Origin of the sequence: Kitasatospora sp. NPDC091276 (genome assembly GCF_040684355.1) — a bacterium.
Taxonomy (GTDB): Bacteria; Actinomycetota; Actinomycetes; order Streptomycetales; family Streptomycetaceae; genus Kitasatospora.
In genome coordinates this window covers 291,377-305,066 of sequence record NZ_JBFBFU010000005.1, presented here as the reverse complement: position 1 = coordinate 305,066, position 13,690 = coordinate 291,377, and the positions used below count along the sequence as shown (strand labels likewise).

Here is a 13,690-nt window from a genome sequence, read left to right as displayed (position 1 = left end):
CGTGGCCACATCCGCACACCCGAAGTCCCGGCCCATCGCTCGAAAGAGCTCGGCCGCGTGGTGACCGAACGGAGCCCAAGCGCCATGTCGGATACAACCTCCGCCAGCCCCGGCCCTCGTGAGGTCCTGGCCTGCTACCAGCGGGCGATGCTCGACAAGTCCGCAGACGACCTGGCCGATCTCTACACGGTCGACGCCGTCCACGAGTTCCCGTTCCTCTCTCCCGGCATGCCGGCGCGCTACGAGGGACGCGAAGCGGTCCGCGCGGGCTACCGGGCGGCCTGGGGCGCCAGCCCGGCGCAACCGCAGGAGATCCGCGAAGTCGCCGTACACGAGAGCACCGACCCCGAGGTGATCACCGTCGAGCAGGTCGTCACCGGGACCGTGACCACGACCGGCCAGGCCTTCAGCATTCCCGGCCTCCTGGTGATCCGGGTCCGCAACGGCCGGATCGTGCACGTCCGCGACTACATGGACGGGCTCGGTGTGGCCCACGCGATGGATCGACTGGCCGCCTTGGTCACCAGCCTCAGCGACCGCCACTGAAACCCAGCGGCCAGGTGGCCAGCACCTTCGTCAGCGACGCCACGTCGTACACCGTGTCCGGGCCCGGTCGGGCGTCGCCGCACTCGGGGGCGACGACGCCGGAGGCCAGGTAGCCGGGCTCGGTGTCGTGGGTGCCGTGGGCGATGACGCCGCCGGGGACGGTGGTGTCGGCGGTCATCAGGTCCAGGCAATCGCGCAACTCGGCGAGCGCGGTCGGGTTCCACGGCACGGTGAGGGTCATGGCCGCTCCTGGTGGACAGTCAGCTGGTCTCCGGGAGCGGCCAACTTCGGCAGTGGACTGCTGCATCCGTGCCGCAGGTGGTACGTGCCTCGGATCGTAGAGGCGCCGTCGGCCGCCAGGCGCCGGCTGATCGGCGTGGCGGGCTGGTCAGCGTGCTGCTGGGGCCGGGTTCAGATCGGCAGGTCCCAGCCCGGCCCGGTCTCGCTGCCGATCCAGACGCGCTGCCCGGAGGGGGAGACGGTGATGCCGAACTCCTCCTGGTGGGGTTCGCCGGCTGCCCGCCAGGTCTCGACGGCCTGTTCGACCCGGTCCCAGAGGGGCAGTGGGCCGCGTTGGATCACGGTCCATCCGCCGCCGTCGGGGTCCGGCGTGGTCCGGGCCTGGGAGCCGGTGGCTACGTCGGAGAGGATCTGGTGGCCGTCCGCGCCCATGCGTTCGGCGGAGGGGGCGGCGAGTTGGGCGATCCAGCTGCCGGTCCAGGTGCCGATGACCGCGGGGTCGATGCGGGTCGGCCGCTCGGCGCCGGGCAGCAGGGACAGGCTCGGGCGGGGCGGCCGGTCGTGCGGGCGGGCGATCATGAAGCTGGTGTGGCCGGGCAGGAACCGGCCGGTGGCGCTGCCGGGGCTGGTGACGGTGAGCAGGGCGAGGCCGGAGGCGTAGCTCCAGCCGGAGAGCGTGACGAGGATCTTGCCGCCGGGCTTCACCTGGTGCAGCCAGGGCAGGGGGAGGTAGCGGACCGCGCAGGTGGCGATGAGCCGGTCGTAGTCGCCGCCGTCGGGGTCCCCCCGAAGGCCGTCGCCGACGATCAGCCGGGGGGCGTAGCCGGTGGCCTTGAGCGCGGATGCGGCGGCCTCGGCCACCACCGGGTCGTATTCGATGCTGGTGAGGTGGGTGTCCCCGAGGCGGTGCGCGCCGAGGGCGGTCGAATAGCCGGTGCCGGTGCCGACCTCCAGGACACGGTGCCCGGCCCTGGTGTCGAGCTGGTGCCACATGCGCAGGACGAGGGAGGGGAGGGTGGACGAGGAGGTGGGCGAGCCGGGGACCGGGGCGCCGTCGACGTCGCGGGGGCGGGTCCGGCCGTCCAGCTGGGTGATCAACGTCCGGTCGGTGTAGATCCCGGCGAGCCACCCGGGCGAGGTGTCGAGCACCGCCCGGTAGCCGGTCGGTGAACTGCCCGGTACGGCCTCGAAGTAGGCGCCCGCGAAGGCCTCGCGCGGGACGGCCTCGGCGGCCTCGCGCCACGCCGGGTCGGTGAGCGCACCGTCCGAGGCGAGCCGGTCGACGAGGGCTGCGCGCAACTCGGTGGACTGGTTCACGGGTTGGGTCCCTTCTCTAGCTGGTTGGCGATGGCCTGGGCGATGGCGTCCGTCACCTGCTCGGGTTGCCAGGCCCATTGGCCGTTCGGGTTGCACTCCAGGAACTGCCAGGAGCCGTCGGGTGTCACGGCGAAGTCGAATGCGCCGTACACGAGGCGGAAGTCGGCGAGGTAGCCGGCGATGGACCGCGCGACGGGCGGGGGGACCGTGACCGGCGTGCAGGACATCAGGTTCTGCCGGCGCCGCCAGTCGAGGTCCGGGCTGGCGATCCGGAGCCCGAACAGCCGGTCGCCGACGGCCGTCACCCGGGCGTCGAACGCCTTCACCACCGTGGCCTGGAACAGGTGGGGGCAGACGGCGACCGCGTCGGTGATCTCGCGGGGTTCCACCTCGCGCACCCACACCGTCCGGGGCGTTCCGTTCACGGTGTACGACGTGTTCCACAGCGGTTTGTAGACGACCCCGCCGGTGTGCTGGGCAGCAAAGGCGCGCGCCTCCGCCGGGTCGTTCGTGATCAGGGTGTCCGGGAGCGTGAACCCGAGCCGCTGCGCGCTGGCCAGTTGCGCCGCTTTGTACTCCGCGGCCCGATTGTGCCAGGGGTGGTTGACGTAGTGCGCCCCCGGAAGGGAGGCGAGGATGCCCCCGGCACCCCACAGGGACTGCGTGGCGGCGAAGCGCCGGTCCTGGCCGTGCAGTTCGGGCGGTCCCTCGTAAGGGGAGGGACGTCGGACCCAGACCGAGCGCACGTGGGTCAGGTCGAGTTCCCGGCTCGGGGTGCGCAGGGTGCCCCGTCGGCCGCCCGTGCGGTACGCGGCGGTCAGCGAGGCACCCGTGTGCAGGTCGGTGCCGGGGTCGAGGCGAAGCACGCGAACGCGGCGCTGCGCGAGGATGCGCAGGACCACGTCGGTGGTCACGTCGTGAGGGTTGGTCAGCACCAGCACCGACCCGCGTTGGTGGGTCATCAGCCGGCGCTCTGGTCCTGGTCGTAGGACTCGGTGGTGTCCGAGTCGGTGGACCCGCCCGGTCCGGCCCCGTCACCGGGCCTGGTCGTGGTGGGCGTGAGGCCGCTGGTGCTGGTTCCGTGAGCGCCGAACTCGACCGTGCGGCCGCTGCCGTCCACGATCACGGCGATCTGCGTGTCGGGGTCGATGACGGGGGTGCCCGAGGGGACCGTGGTGGTCTCCGGGAAGGGGCGCATCCTGGTCGTGCCCCACGGCGGGGCGAGGGTGTGTGCCATCTGGCGTCTCCGTTTCGGTGTGTCGGTGTCCGTCCGGTGTGTCCGGTGTGTTGCGGGGCCGCGCCGGGACGGACGGCGGAGATCGGCCTGTTCGACGCCCGATGCTCCTGTAACGCGCTGGCGGGTCGTGGGTGTTGGGGCGGCGCGTCAGCATGGCGTGGCGGCCTTGGCGCGGGTGCGGCAGTGGGTGAGGGCGGGTTTGAGGCGGGGGTCGGGGTTGGGGGTGGCGGTGAGGAGTTCGCCGGCGGTGGTGAGGGTGGTCCAGTAGTGGGTGGGGTCGCCGGTGGTGGGGTGCGGCTGGGTGGCGGCGAGGGAGAGGTAGGCGGTGGTGAGGTTGCCGGTGGTGAACCAGCGGGTGAGGCCGTGTTGGTGGCCGGCGCGGATGCTGCCGTGGGCGTCGATGGCGGTGAGGAAGAGTTCGATGACGGCGAGGTCGCGGTCGTCGGGGGTCTTGGGGATGTCGAAGACGCCGAGGGCTTCGAGGAGTTCGCCGGTGTCGTTCTCGGAGCCGGGGCGGGGGTTGGCGAGGAGGGCGTCGTAGCAGTCGTCGAGGCGGCGTTGGGTTTCGGCCGCCGGGATGCCGAGGGCGATGCAGACGGCGCGGGCTGAGCGCAGGGGCTCGCGGGTGCGGCGGGCGAGGGTGGCGTAGGCGTCGGCGGGGGTGGAGCCGGTGTCGAACAGGTGGCGGGCGGTGAGGGGGAGTCGCATGGTGGGTGCCTGTTCAGACGGTGAGGAAGGTGGCGGGGGAGGGTGCGGGGGCGATCAGGGCCCAGACGAACTTGCCGACGCCGCCGGCGCGGGGGCAGCAACCCCACTTCTCGGCGAGTTCGTTGACGAGGAGGACGCCGCGTCCGTGTTCGTCCTCGGGCGTGGGGGTGTGGAGGGAGGGGCGGCCGGTGCCGGCGTCGTGGACTTCGAGGCGCAGGCGGTCGCGGACGAGGGCGAAGCGGACCTCGATGAGCCGGTCGGCGGGGGCGTCGGTGTGCTGGACGGCGTTGGCGAAGAGTTCGCCGAGGAGGAGTTCGGCGGTGTCGCGGTAGCGGTCGCCGGTGGGGAGGGCGGCGAGGTAGGCGCGGAGCAACTGCCGGGCGACGGGGGTGGATTCGGTGCGGGAGTCCAGGCGCGCGGCGAACGTTCGGGGGCGGGGCGCGGTACGGATTTTGAGCATGGCGGGGCACCTCAGGGGGGCGAATGGGGGAGCGCGAGGGTAGTGCGCAATCACGCTGTGCATGCAAATGATTGCGTTCTGGTGTCAATGGTCGGGGCTGCGGAGGTACGGTGACGCCAAATCGGCGTGTGGGACGTGTGACGCACAACTGGGGGCAGCGATGACACAGCGGAAGGTCAAGCGGGGGACGACGGCGAGCTCCGCGATCATGTTCGGCGCGGAGATCCGCTACGCGCGTGAGTCGGCGGGCTACACGCAGGAGGAGCTGAGCAAGCTCCTGCACTGCGACCGGACGGTGATCTCGCGGACCGAAGGGGGTAAGCGGAAGCCGTCGGTCGAGGAAGTCGAGGAGATCGAGCGGCTGTTGAACTCCGGCGACCTGCTGACGCGGCTGTACGGGCGAGTCGACTGGAACGCGTCGATCGAGCACCCGGATTGGTTCCAGGAGTACGTGGACCTGGAGGCCATCGTCGTCGGGATGCGGGTGTACCAGGACGGCGTGATGTACGGTCTGTTGCAGTGCTGGTCGTACGCGCGTGCGCTCTTCGCCGCTGGCGATGCGGCTGGCAACTCGGAGGAGATCGAGGAGCTGACCAGGGCTCGACTCAGTCGGCAGAGCCGCTTTCTCCTGCCCGACGGGCCGCTGTTGCTGGTTATTCTCGATGAGAGCGCCATCCGCAGGGTTGTGGGCGGACCCGGCGTGATGAGACGCCAGATGGAGCACCTCTTGAAGGTGGCCCAGCTTCGGAACGTCGTCATTCACGTGATGCCGTTCTCGAATCAGCGGACTCTCATCGACACGGCTATGGTGTTGTTGGAGCTGCCGGACGGCCAGCGCCTGGTGTACTCGGAGAGCCTCGATCGAGGGCATCTGAGCGATGATTCCGCCAACGTGGCCAGGCATCAGCGTCGCTATGATCGGCTCCGTGGCGAATGCCTGTCAGAGAGCGACTCGCTTCGGCTGATCGCCGAGGCGCTGGAGGGTTACAGGGATGATGAGCAACGAGCTCGCCGCAGCCGCCTGGCGGAAGAGCAGCTACAGCGGCACCAACGGCGGCAACTGCATCGAGGTGGCCCCCGGATTCCTGCCCGGCGCCGTCCCAGTGCGTGACTCCAAGGACCCGCAGGGCCCGGTCCTCGTTTTCTCTGCCGTCGCCTGGGAAGCCTTCGTGTCGGTCGTTCGTGAGGGCGGCTTTCCGGCGTAAGTCTCCAAGGAGGCGGCTGTGTTGACCTGGCGCAAGAGCAGCTACAGCGGCAACAACGGGGGCAACTGCATCGAGGTTGCCCTCGCCTGGTGTAAGAGCAGCTACAGCGGGGGCAATGGGGGCGAGTGCATCGAGGTGGCCCTCGGATCCCTGCCCGGCGCCGTCCCAGTGCGTGACTCCAAGGACCCGCACGGCCCGGCTCTTGTTTTCCCTGCCTCTGCCTGGGAAGCCTTTGTGTCGGCCGTCCGTGAGGGCGGCTTTCCGGCGTAAGTCTCCAAGGAGGCGGCTGTGTTGACCTGGCGCAAGAGCAGCTACAGCGGCGGCAACGGCGGCGACTGCATCGAGGTCGCTCTCGCCTGGCGGAAGAGCAGCTACAGCGCGGATCACGGGGGCGAGTGCATCGAGGTGGCCCCCGGGTTCCTTCCCGACGTGGTCCCCGTCCGTGACTCCAAGGATCCCGACGGCCCGGCCCTCGTCTTCCCCGCCGCCTCCTGGGACTCCTTCATCGCCTCCGTCCGGGCCGGGGACTTCCCTGCCTGACCGGTCAGTTCCGATCGCCTGGCAACCCCTCTCGAACAACTTCGACCACTCTGCGTGTTCTGTCGATGCGGTGCGTAACTGTGCAGTTACAGTCACCCGCAGTGCACGAGTGGTCCCTGTTCGACCCAACAGAGGCGGTAACAGTCATGGCACCAGAACCCCGTATCGACGTAGCGCCGGCGGCCCTCAGTGAAGGCCAGGCGGAGCCCAGCAAGGCCGAGTTGGCGGAGATCGCCAACTCGCTCACGCCCGGCGTCTGGTTCACCAGCGCGCTGTCGGGCGAGGTCGCCGGTCGCGCCGCCGACGTGACGTGGGAGCTGACCGGCTCGCCCTACGAGGGGCAGACGGCGACCGGGCAGGCGGCGGTCTACTACGCCAACCCGAAGTTCGGCCTCCGCAAGCCGTTCCTCTTCGCGGACGGCTTCAACTACGGCCCGAGCGACCTCCCCGGCCTCTTCGCCTACTTCAACACCGTCGCCGACGGCGGGCCGGGCCTCTTCGACCAACTTCTCAGTGCGGGCTACGACATCGTCCTGGTCGGCTTCACGGAGCGCCACACCCACATCCAGGCCAACGCCGAGGTCGCGATCGCGGCCATCCTCCGGGCCATTGCCGAGCGCAAGGGCGACGAGCGGCTGACCGTCGGTGGGGTGAGCATGGGTGGCATCATCACCCGCTACGCGCTCGCCAAGCTGGAGACGGCGACCGTGGACCACGAGACGGCGACGTACCTCTCCTTCGACTCCCCGCACAACGGCGCCTGGATCCCGCTGATCCTCCAGCAGATGGCCTACTTCTTCGAGGGCTTCACCCCGGCCGGCCCGGACGGTGTCAAGCAGGCCGACCTGATCCGCAGCCCCGCCGCCCAGCAGCTGCTCTGGGCGTGGGTCGAGAACTCGAAGTACGAGGGCCCGGTGGCCACCTCCAGCCAGCTGCGCAAGGAGTTCCTCGCCGACCTCGACCGGGTCGGCAACTTCCCGCAGATCCCGCGCAAGCTCGGCGTCTCCAACGGTCGGCGCGACGGCGTCGGCCTCCCGCTGCCGGCGGGCGAGGTGGCGTTCGACTGGCAGGCCCTGTTCGCCAGTGCCACGGCCCGCTTCCAGCCGAACAAGGGGGAGAAGCAGCCGGTCGGCGGCATGCACCTCGCCCTCACCGTGCGCCGCAGCACCACCACCGAGGTCCCGGCGCTGGACGCCGTCCCCGGCGGCACCCTGGACTCCTTCGGCAAGGTCGCGACCGCCCTCAAGGCGAAGATCTCCGAGGAGTACCGCAGCGGCACCTTCGTCCCGGCCGTCAGCGCGGTGGCGCTGGACTTCGACCCGGTGAAGTGGGACGTCGACCCGGCCGCCGCGATCACCGACGCCGCCCTGGAGAACGCACACCTGGACGCCGTGAAGTTCGACGACGCCAACACCGAGCACAGCCACGTCTCCCGCGTGCTGGTCGACTGGATCGTCGAGCAGCTCGCCCGCTGACGCCTCCCACCTGGTTCGGAGCACCCCCGCGGATGGGCTAAGCTATTCCACATCACCCAGATGCGCGGGTGGCGGAATAGGCAGACGCGCTGGATTCAGGTTCCAGTGCCCGAAAGGGCGTGGGGGTTCAACTCCCCCCTCGCGCACATAGGTCAACCGACCCAATGCGGCCGGTCAACTCGACAGTATGTCGGGTTGACCGGCCGTTTTGCTGTCGGTGCATGCGTTCGGCCCCTCGCTTGGTTGCGAGGGGCCGTTGGTGCTTTGGCTGGTCAGGTGGGGTTTGTGGGGTGGGGTGGGTTAGGTGGTGGTGTGGTGAAGCACGCACGAAATCACCGAACACCCGTGTGACCTCGGGCCGGTTGAGCAACTCGACAGTCACGGACATCACCGGGTCGCGACCGGCGACCCATCGTCCGAGAACCGGCCGGCTGCCTCCTGTCGCGGCATTGAGGGCGGTCGACGTCGAGGCAGGCCAGTCCGGGGCGCGCCGGCTCCCGCGTGAGCCTGCTCCAGGACGGCGGACACCGCCCCGGACAGCGCGCTCCGCGCGGCCTGGGGCGTGGTGAAGCGGCTGTGGTTCATCGCACCGTGGCGCAGGATCAGCAGCGTGTCGGCCGCGCTCTCCGGGTCCGGGTGGCCGACGGCGGTGAGGAGTTCCAGCAGCCGCGCGCGGAACCAGTCCATGTGTTCCTGGATGGCCTGGCTGACGGGATGGTGCGGGTCGGGGTAGTCGGCGGCGGCGTTGATGAGCGGGCAGCCACGGAAACCCGGTGCGCAGAACTGCTCCGCGATCCCCGCGAACAGGGCCTCGACCGTCTCCCGCGGGGAGCGCCCGGTGGCCGCGGCGGCTTCGCGGAACGCCCGGTCGTGCTCGTGGACGTAGGCGAGCTCGACGTCGTCCTTGGACGGGAAGTGCCGGTAGAAGGTCGCGTTGGCGACCGCCGACTCGCGGATCAGCCGGTCGATGCCCACCCCGCGCACGCCCTGCGCGTAGAAGAGCCGCATCGCCGCGGCCAGGATGCGCTCCCGCGGCGGACTGGAGTCCTTCGTCGTCATGGCTTGACGCTAACAGAAGGAACGTTCTACCTTGAGTTGGCAGAGAGAACGCTTCTTCTACTTCACGGGCTGGACCGCCGTGCCCCGGTCGGCCACCACCCCGGACCCCCGCACCCCCCTTCGCCAGGAGAGACCCCGCCATGCCCAGCAACCGCACCCCGGTCATGTTCATCCACGGCCTCTGGCTGCACTCCACGAGCTGGCAGGGCTGGGCCGACCGGTTCCGCGACGCCGGCTACGAACCGATCCTCCCCGAATGGCCCGGCGTCCCCGCCACCGTCGCCCAGGCCCGCAGGAATCCCGACCCCCAGGGCGGAATCGGCCTCGCCGAGATCTCCGCCCACCACGCCCGCATCATCCGCGACCTCGACACCCCGCCCGTCCTCGTCGGCCACTCCGTCGGCGGCTTCATCGCCCAACACCTCCTCGGCCAGAACCTCGCCCAGGCCGCCGTCGCGATCTGCCCCGGCCAGATCAAGGGCGTCAAGGCCGTCGGCCCCGCCCAGGCCAAGTCCGCCTTCGCCTTCCTGCGCAACCCCGGCAACACCAAGCGCGCCGTCTCGCTCAACCCCGCCCAGTTCCGCTACGCGTTCGCCAACGCCGTCTCCCAGCAGGAGTCCGACGAACTCTTCGACGAATGGACCATCCCCAGCCCCGCCCGGCCGCTCTTCCAACTCGCCCTGAGCAACTTCGCCCCGCACTCCCCCGCCAAGGTCGACACCCGCAACGAGAGCCGCGGACCGCTCCTCCTCCTGTCCGGCAAGCTCGACCACACCGTGCCCGACGTGCTGACCCGCTCCACCCACAAGCAGTACCGCAAGTCCCCCGCCGTCACCGACTACCACCGCTTCGACGACCGCGGCCACTCCCTCACCGTCGACCACGGCTGGACCGAACTCGCCGACCACACCCTCACCTGGCTCGACCAGCACCACATCGGCTGAACAGCCGGCCCACCCCCAGGTGCGGCGCCCTGCCCCGCGTGCCACGGGCAACGGCATCAAGGTGACGCCACGCGTCGAACCGCCGGACCGCCTCCCGGGGTCGGTCGAGCAGACCCACGCCTGCCGCCCGCACTCCAAGCCGGCCCACGGCAACATCCCGGCCCCTCCGGCCGTCGAGTAGCCGCTTCCGTTGACCGACGGCGGTGCGCGCCACGCTGCGCACCCGCCGTTTTCCCCCTACGCCCGGCCGCCTTCCCGGCCAGGTCATCTCCTCCCTAAGGAACATCATGCGTAATCGCCGTGTCCGTGTACGTACCGTGGCCCTCGCAGCAGTCGGGGCAGCCCTTCTCGGGGCCACCCTGACCCCCCTCGCGTCGGCCGACTCCGGCCCGGCCAAGGCGAAGCCGACCGTCGTGCTGGAGCACGGCGCGTTCGCGGACGCCTCCGGCTGGAACGGCGTGGCCAAGCGCCTTCAGCACGACGGCTACACCGTCATCGCCCCCGCCAACCCGCTGCGCGGACTGCCCGAGGACTCCGCTTACCTCACCAGCGTCCTCAAGAGCGTCCAGGGACCGGTCGTGCTCGTCGGCCACTCCTACGGGGGCGCCGTCATCACCCAGGCCGCCGCCGGCAACCCCCAGGTCAAGGCACTGGTCTACATCGCCGCGCTGATGCCCGAGAAGGGAGAGGTCCTCGGCGCGCTGACCGCGAGGTCCACTCAGGCGCAGTTGCAGCCCGCGCTCAAGCCCGTCCCGTACGCCAACGCCGACGGCACCGGCGGGACCGACCTGTACATCGATCCCGCCCGGTTCCACGACGTCTTCGCAGCCGACGTCCCCACTTCCGAGACCAACCTCATGGCGGCCGAGCAGCGGCCCGTCACCGCCGCCACCTTCGCCTCCACCGCCAGCGCCGCCGCCTGGCACACCATCCCCTCGTGGGCCATGATCGCCACCCAGGACAAGACCCTGGGCGCGGACGTGGAGCGCTTCGAGGCCAAGCGCGCCGGCTCCCACACCGTGGAGGTCGACAGCTCACACGTCGCGATGATCTCCCACCCCGCGGCCGTCACCCACCTCATCGAGGACGCCGCCCGCTCCACCTCCCACTAGCCTCACACTTCGTGACGGCCCGTCGAATTCACCTCATCCGGCGGGCCGTTCGGCTTGTCGAGGTCATAGCGGGCGGGCGACCCGGGAACGGCACTGCCGCAGCCGGGGCACCGTGCACGCACAACCCGCGTCAAGCCGTAGTGGCCTCGCAGGTCACGCTCCCGACGGACGTGGATGCCACCCCCGTGAGTGTCGTCCCGTACCGCTCGCCACCAGGGTGTCCCAGAGCGGGTCGGGCTGGCCGGGCACCGTCCTGTCCATCGCCCGCCACGCGGCGGCCAGCTCCGCGTAGATCGGTTCGCCGGGCGGGGCCAGGGCCGTTTCGGCCGCAGGCTGTGCGCCGGCGGCGATCGACTTCCCGGTCGCGTCGTACCGGCCGGGTGCCGGCGCGGGGCGGTGACGGCCCGCTGGCGGCAGTGCTGTGCTCACCTGCGTTTCAACGAGCCGGCCGGGGCGCGGGTACGCGCCCCCGGCCATACAGGGGAGGCGGGTCATGGGGTGGGGCCGCTGGTGGCACGAGCGGATGCCTGCCGTCCCCGTACGCCTGCCCCCCCCACGCTCTGCGGCGTGGCCGAGTTCGTGAGTGACCGACAGCGCGGTCTGGCGGACGCGTCCTCGGGAGCGGGTTGTGCGCGAAAGGTTCCGTGTGCGGGCCGAGGGTTGCTGAATCGAAAGACATCTCCCGCCCGGGGGCCTGGTGCGCGGGTGTGGGCGGTCGTGCTGAACACGACCGCCCACACCCCGGTGCCGGAACCGGGTCCGCATCGCGGCGCGATCGTCGCGGTGCGGGACCGGTGGGCCTGTCGCGCGGTCCTAGCTCAGGATCGCGGTGATCCTGACGAAGCCGTTGCCGCCCGGCGCGCCTGCCGCGCCCGCACCGGCGGCCGCGGCGGCGCCACCCTTTGTGGGGTCGATGCCGGAGGTTCCACCGGCACCTGCTGATCCACCGGTGGTGCCGGTCCCGCCGGTGCCGCCGTTACCGCCGATACCGACTCCCGGTACCGGAGCGGCGGGGCCGGTCGGCACCCCGCCGGCCGTGCTGCCCGGCCCGCCCGCGCCGGTTGTCACCCTGTTGTTTCCGCCCGTGCCGTCCGTGCCGCCGCCACCGGCGGTGCCGCCGAAGAACGTCGTCGCGGAACCTTCGGGGCACACTGCTCCCGGCCGGGTGGCGGGTGCTCCGCCCGTCCCGCCCGTCCCACCGTTGCCGTTGGCGCCGCTCGCGCCGGGTGTGCCGTTCGAACTGGTCAGGATGCTGCCTCCACCGCCGCCGCCGCCCGCGCCGCCGGGCCGCCCTCCGGTGCCCTGGTGGCCGCCGCCGCCAGGGCCGGCGAACGCCAGTTCCAGGGTGTGAGGCGGAACACCTCCCCGGAAGAACACGCGTGACTCGCCGCCGTCCCCGCCGAAGACGCCTTGCGTGCCGCCGGCGCCGGTAGTGCCGTTGCCGCCGTTGACGCCGAGGTTGTTGGTTCCCTCTGTCCCCCCGGTGCCTCCCGTCCCACCGGGGCCGCCGGCGCCGTCACGTGCGGCGACCCGCCCGGATCCGACGTGCACCGTCACGGTGAGGGGCTGGGTCTCGTCCAGCGGGAACACGCACTTGGTGTAGGCGCCGCCCCCGCCGGCCCCACCCCCGCCGCCGCCCCCGGCATTGCCGCCGCGGCCCCCGTCGCCGCCGTCGGTGCGGGTGGTGATGGACAGGCCGGTACCACCCCCGCCTCCTCCTCCGCCGCCACCGGCCCCGCCGCCGCCGCCCGCGCCGCCGCCACCCGCGCCCCATGCCTCGATCTGCAGGGAGGTGACGTTCGGCGTGATCACGTACGAGCTGTCACCCGGCGTCGAGAAGTCGGTGACCTGCTGGTTCTGCCGGGGTGTCGCCTGGGCGGGCGTCGGCGCGATCGCCCCGGCGGTCAGCACGCCGCCCAGCGACAGCGCGGCACCGACCCGCACCCACCCCCGCTGTCCGTTCTTCGACAGCCCGCCTGCGGGGCAGACGGCGGGTAGCTGCGGCAGCGCGATCTCGCCACCGGTCCGTTCCTTGCGCTTCCTGATCATCTGTGGCCAGCACTCCGTTCATGGTTCTTCGAACCGCTGCCACCCGGCAGCGCAGACCATCCCTACCTCCAAGGAGCCCGCGCCGCGGCACACCGAGATCCGAACACCGCCCGCCGTCCACCCGGATGACGCAGCGGCATCGACCGAACGCCCGTTCCCCTGCTGCGTCCGGGTCTTCGGGCGGCCGTCCAGCCGTGAGGCCGACGTGCCTGGGCCGGTGAGGGACGGGTGTTGGCAGGTGAGCGGTGACAGGGGCCGGGCGAAGCGGAAGGGGGTCGCGGCCGAATCGCTGGAGGTCGTCGCGAGCCTGCCGGGGTAGGTGATGTCCCCGATCGCTTTCCAGTAGACGCTCATCGGCGACACGTTGAAGACGGTGAACCTCCGGGCCGCCACATCCTTCCCCGTGACATCGACGCTGACGAAGATCAGATAACCCTCTGCCGCGCAGGACAGCGCGGTCGGCGAATTCCCGGGAGGGGACCTTGGCGGAGGGGGCGCTGTCGAGGGGAGCGTTTCCGGAAGAACCACCCTGCGCCGGGAATCGACGGCGTCACCGGGTGATCGGGGCGGGACGACAAGCGTGTGACACTCGCGGACAGCGGGCTGATATGAAGATCGGCGACATCGGCAACATCGGCGGCAACCCGGCCCGGCCTGGCGATGCACCGGCCCGGCGGCCAGGGGCTCGTCTTCGACGTCGACGCGGTGGGGACCATCCACCAGCAGGTTCCCGGAACCCGTGGCCTCGCGTGAACAAGTATGGTTCGCAGCACCAGAGTTGCATCGATCGCCGAGAGC

16 protein-coding genes and 1 tRNA gene are annotated in these 13,690 nt (G+C 71.1%); 9 read left to right on the top strand and 8 right to left on the bottom strand.

The genetic code is table 11. From position 1 onward, the window contains the following. Window positions 1–84 precede the first annotated feature (84 nt). Window positions 85–546 carry a nuclear transport factor 2 family protein gene (locus tag AB0O19_RS08965; protein WP_363618804.1) on the top strand — a complete coding sequence of 154 codons (462 nt, stop codon included), beginning with the start codon at window positions 85–87 and terminating at the stop codon, window positions 544–546. On the opposite strand, the gene AB0O19_RS08960 is transcribed toward AB0O19_RS08965, so the two are convergent. The 6 genes from AB0O19_RS08960 to AB0O19_RS08935 form a co-directional block, all read right to left on the bottom strand. Then, the gene (locus AB0O19_RS08960; RefSeq protein ID WP_363588636.1) at window positions 530–787 is read right to left on the bottom strand and encodes a hypothetical protein; all 258 of its coding nucleotides are present in this window, start codon (window positions 785–787) and stop codon (window positions 530–532) included. The genes AB0O19_RS08965 and AB0O19_RS08960 overlap by 17 nt on opposite strands. A gap of 170 nt (window positions 788–957) precedes the next feature. Further along, a complete protein-coding gene (gene tgmC, locus AB0O19_RS08955; RefSeq protein WP_363618803.1) occupies window positions 958–2,103 on the bottom strand; it encodes an ATP-grasp peptide maturase system methyltransferase in 1,146 nt (381 codons plus the stop codon). Next, a complete protein-coding gene (gene tgmB, locus AB0O19_RS08950; protein WP_363618802.1) occupies window positions 2,100–3,065 on the bottom strand; it encodes an ATP-grasp ribosomal peptide maturase in 966 nt (321 codons plus the stop codon). Before tgmB ends, tgmC begins: the two co-directional genes overlap by 4 nt. Further along, window positions 3,065–3,340 carry a putative ATP-grasp-modified RiPP gene (tgmA, locus tag AB0O19_RS08945; protein ID WP_363588642.1) on the bottom strand — a complete coding sequence of 92 codons (276 nt, stop codon included), beginning with the start codon at window positions 3,338–3,340 and terminating at the stop codon, window positions 3,065–3,067. The genes tgmB and tgmA overlap by 1 nt, the downstream gene beginning before the upstream one ends. A gap of 147 nt (window positions 3,341–3,487) precedes the next feature. After that, entirely contained in the window at window positions 3,488–4,048 is a 561-nt protein-coding gene (locus AB0O19_RS08940; protein WP_363618801.1) for a hypothetical protein, read from the bottom strand. Window positions 4,049–4,061: 13 nt separating this feature from the next. Further along, a complete protein-coding gene (locus tag AB0O19_RS08935) occupies window positions 4,062–4,508 on the bottom strand; it encodes an ATP-binding protein (RefSeq protein WP_363618800.1) in 447 nt (148 codons plus the stop codon). Window positions 4,509–4,668: 160 nt separating this feature from the next. Here AB0O19_RS08935 and AB0O19_RS08930 point away from each other — a divergent pair, with 160 nt between their 5' ends. The 6 genes from AB0O19_RS08930 to AB0O19_RS08905 all read left to right on the top strand — a co-directional run bounded on the left by AB0O19_RS08930 (window position 4,669) and on the right by AB0O19_RS08905 (window position 7,874). Then, window positions 4,669–5,619, top strand: coding sequence for a helix-turn-helix transcriptional regulator (locus AB0O19_RS08930; protein ID WP_363618799.1), 951 nt, complete (start codon window positions 4,669–4,671; stop codon window positions 5,617–5,619). After that, entirely contained in the window at window positions 5,579–5,713 is a 135-nt protein-coding gene (locus AB0O19_RS08925; protein ID WP_363618798.1) for a DUF397 domain-containing protein, read from the top strand. The genes AB0O19_RS08930 and AB0O19_RS08925 overlap by 41 nt, the downstream gene beginning before the upstream one ends. Window positions 5,714–5,731: 18 nt before the next feature. Then, window positions 5,732–5,983 carry a DUF397 domain-containing protein gene (locus AB0O19_RS08920; RefSeq protein ID WP_363618797.1) on the top strand — a complete coding sequence of 84 codons (252 nt, stop codon included), beginning with the start codon at window positions 5,732–5,734 and terminating at the stop codon, window positions 5,981–5,983. A 21-nt stretch (window positions 5,984–6,004) separates the two neighbouring features. Further along, complete coding sequence (locus AB0O19_RS08915; RefSeq protein WP_363618796.1) at window positions 6,005–6,253, top strand: DUF397 domain-containing protein; 249 nt, start codon at window positions 6,005–6,007, stop codon at window positions 6,251–6,253. A gap of 146 nt (window positions 6,254–6,399) precedes the next feature. Continuing rightward, window positions 6,400–7,728, top strand: a complete 1,329-nt coding sequence (locus AB0O19_RS08910) for a hypothetical protein (protein ID WP_363618795.1) — start codon at window positions 6,400–6,402, stop codon at window positions 7,726–7,728. A gap of 62 nt (window positions 7,729–7,790) precedes the next feature. Next, window positions 7,791–7,874: transfer RNA gene (locus AB0O19_RS08905), tRNA-Leu, on the top strand. A gap of 241 nt (window positions 7,875–8,115) precedes the next feature. Here the strand turns inward: AB0O19_RS08905 and AB0O19_RS08900 are convergent. Beyond that, window positions 8,116–8,787 (bottom strand): TetR/AcrR family transcriptional regulator, encoded by a 672-nt coding sequence (locus AB0O19_RS08900; RefSeq protein ID WP_363618794.1) that lies wholly within the window; start codon window positions 8,785–8,787, stop codon window positions 8,116–8,118. A gap of 140 nt (window positions 8,788–8,927) precedes the next feature. Here AB0O19_RS08900 and AB0O19_RS08895 point away from each other — a divergent pair, with 140 nt between their 5' ends. Both AB0O19_RS08895 and AB0O19_RS08890 read left to right on the top strand, forming a co-directional pair. Next, window positions 8,928–9,731 (top strand): alpha/beta hydrolase, encoded by an 804-nt coding sequence (locus tag AB0O19_RS08895; protein ID WP_363618793.1) that lies wholly within the window; start codon window positions 8,928–8,930, stop codon window positions 9,729–9,731. Between the two features lie 317 nt (window positions 9,732–10,048). Further along, the gene (locus AB0O19_RS08890; RefSeq protein WP_363618792.1) at window positions 10,049–10,843 is read left to right on the top strand and encodes an alpha/beta hydrolase; all 795 of its coding nucleotides are present in this window, start codon (window positions 10,049–10,051) and stop codon (window positions 10,841–10,843) included. Window positions 10,844–11,656: 813 nt separating this feature from the next. On the opposite strand, the gene AB0O19_RS08885 is transcribed toward AB0O19_RS08890, so the two are convergent. Beyond that, on the bottom strand, window positions 11,657–12,892 hold the full coding sequence (locus AB0O19_RS08885; protein ID WP_363618791.1) for a hypothetical protein: 1,236 nt from the start codon (window positions 12,890–12,892) through the stop codon (window positions 11,657–11,659). Window positions 12,893–13,690: the final 798 nt, after the last annotated feature.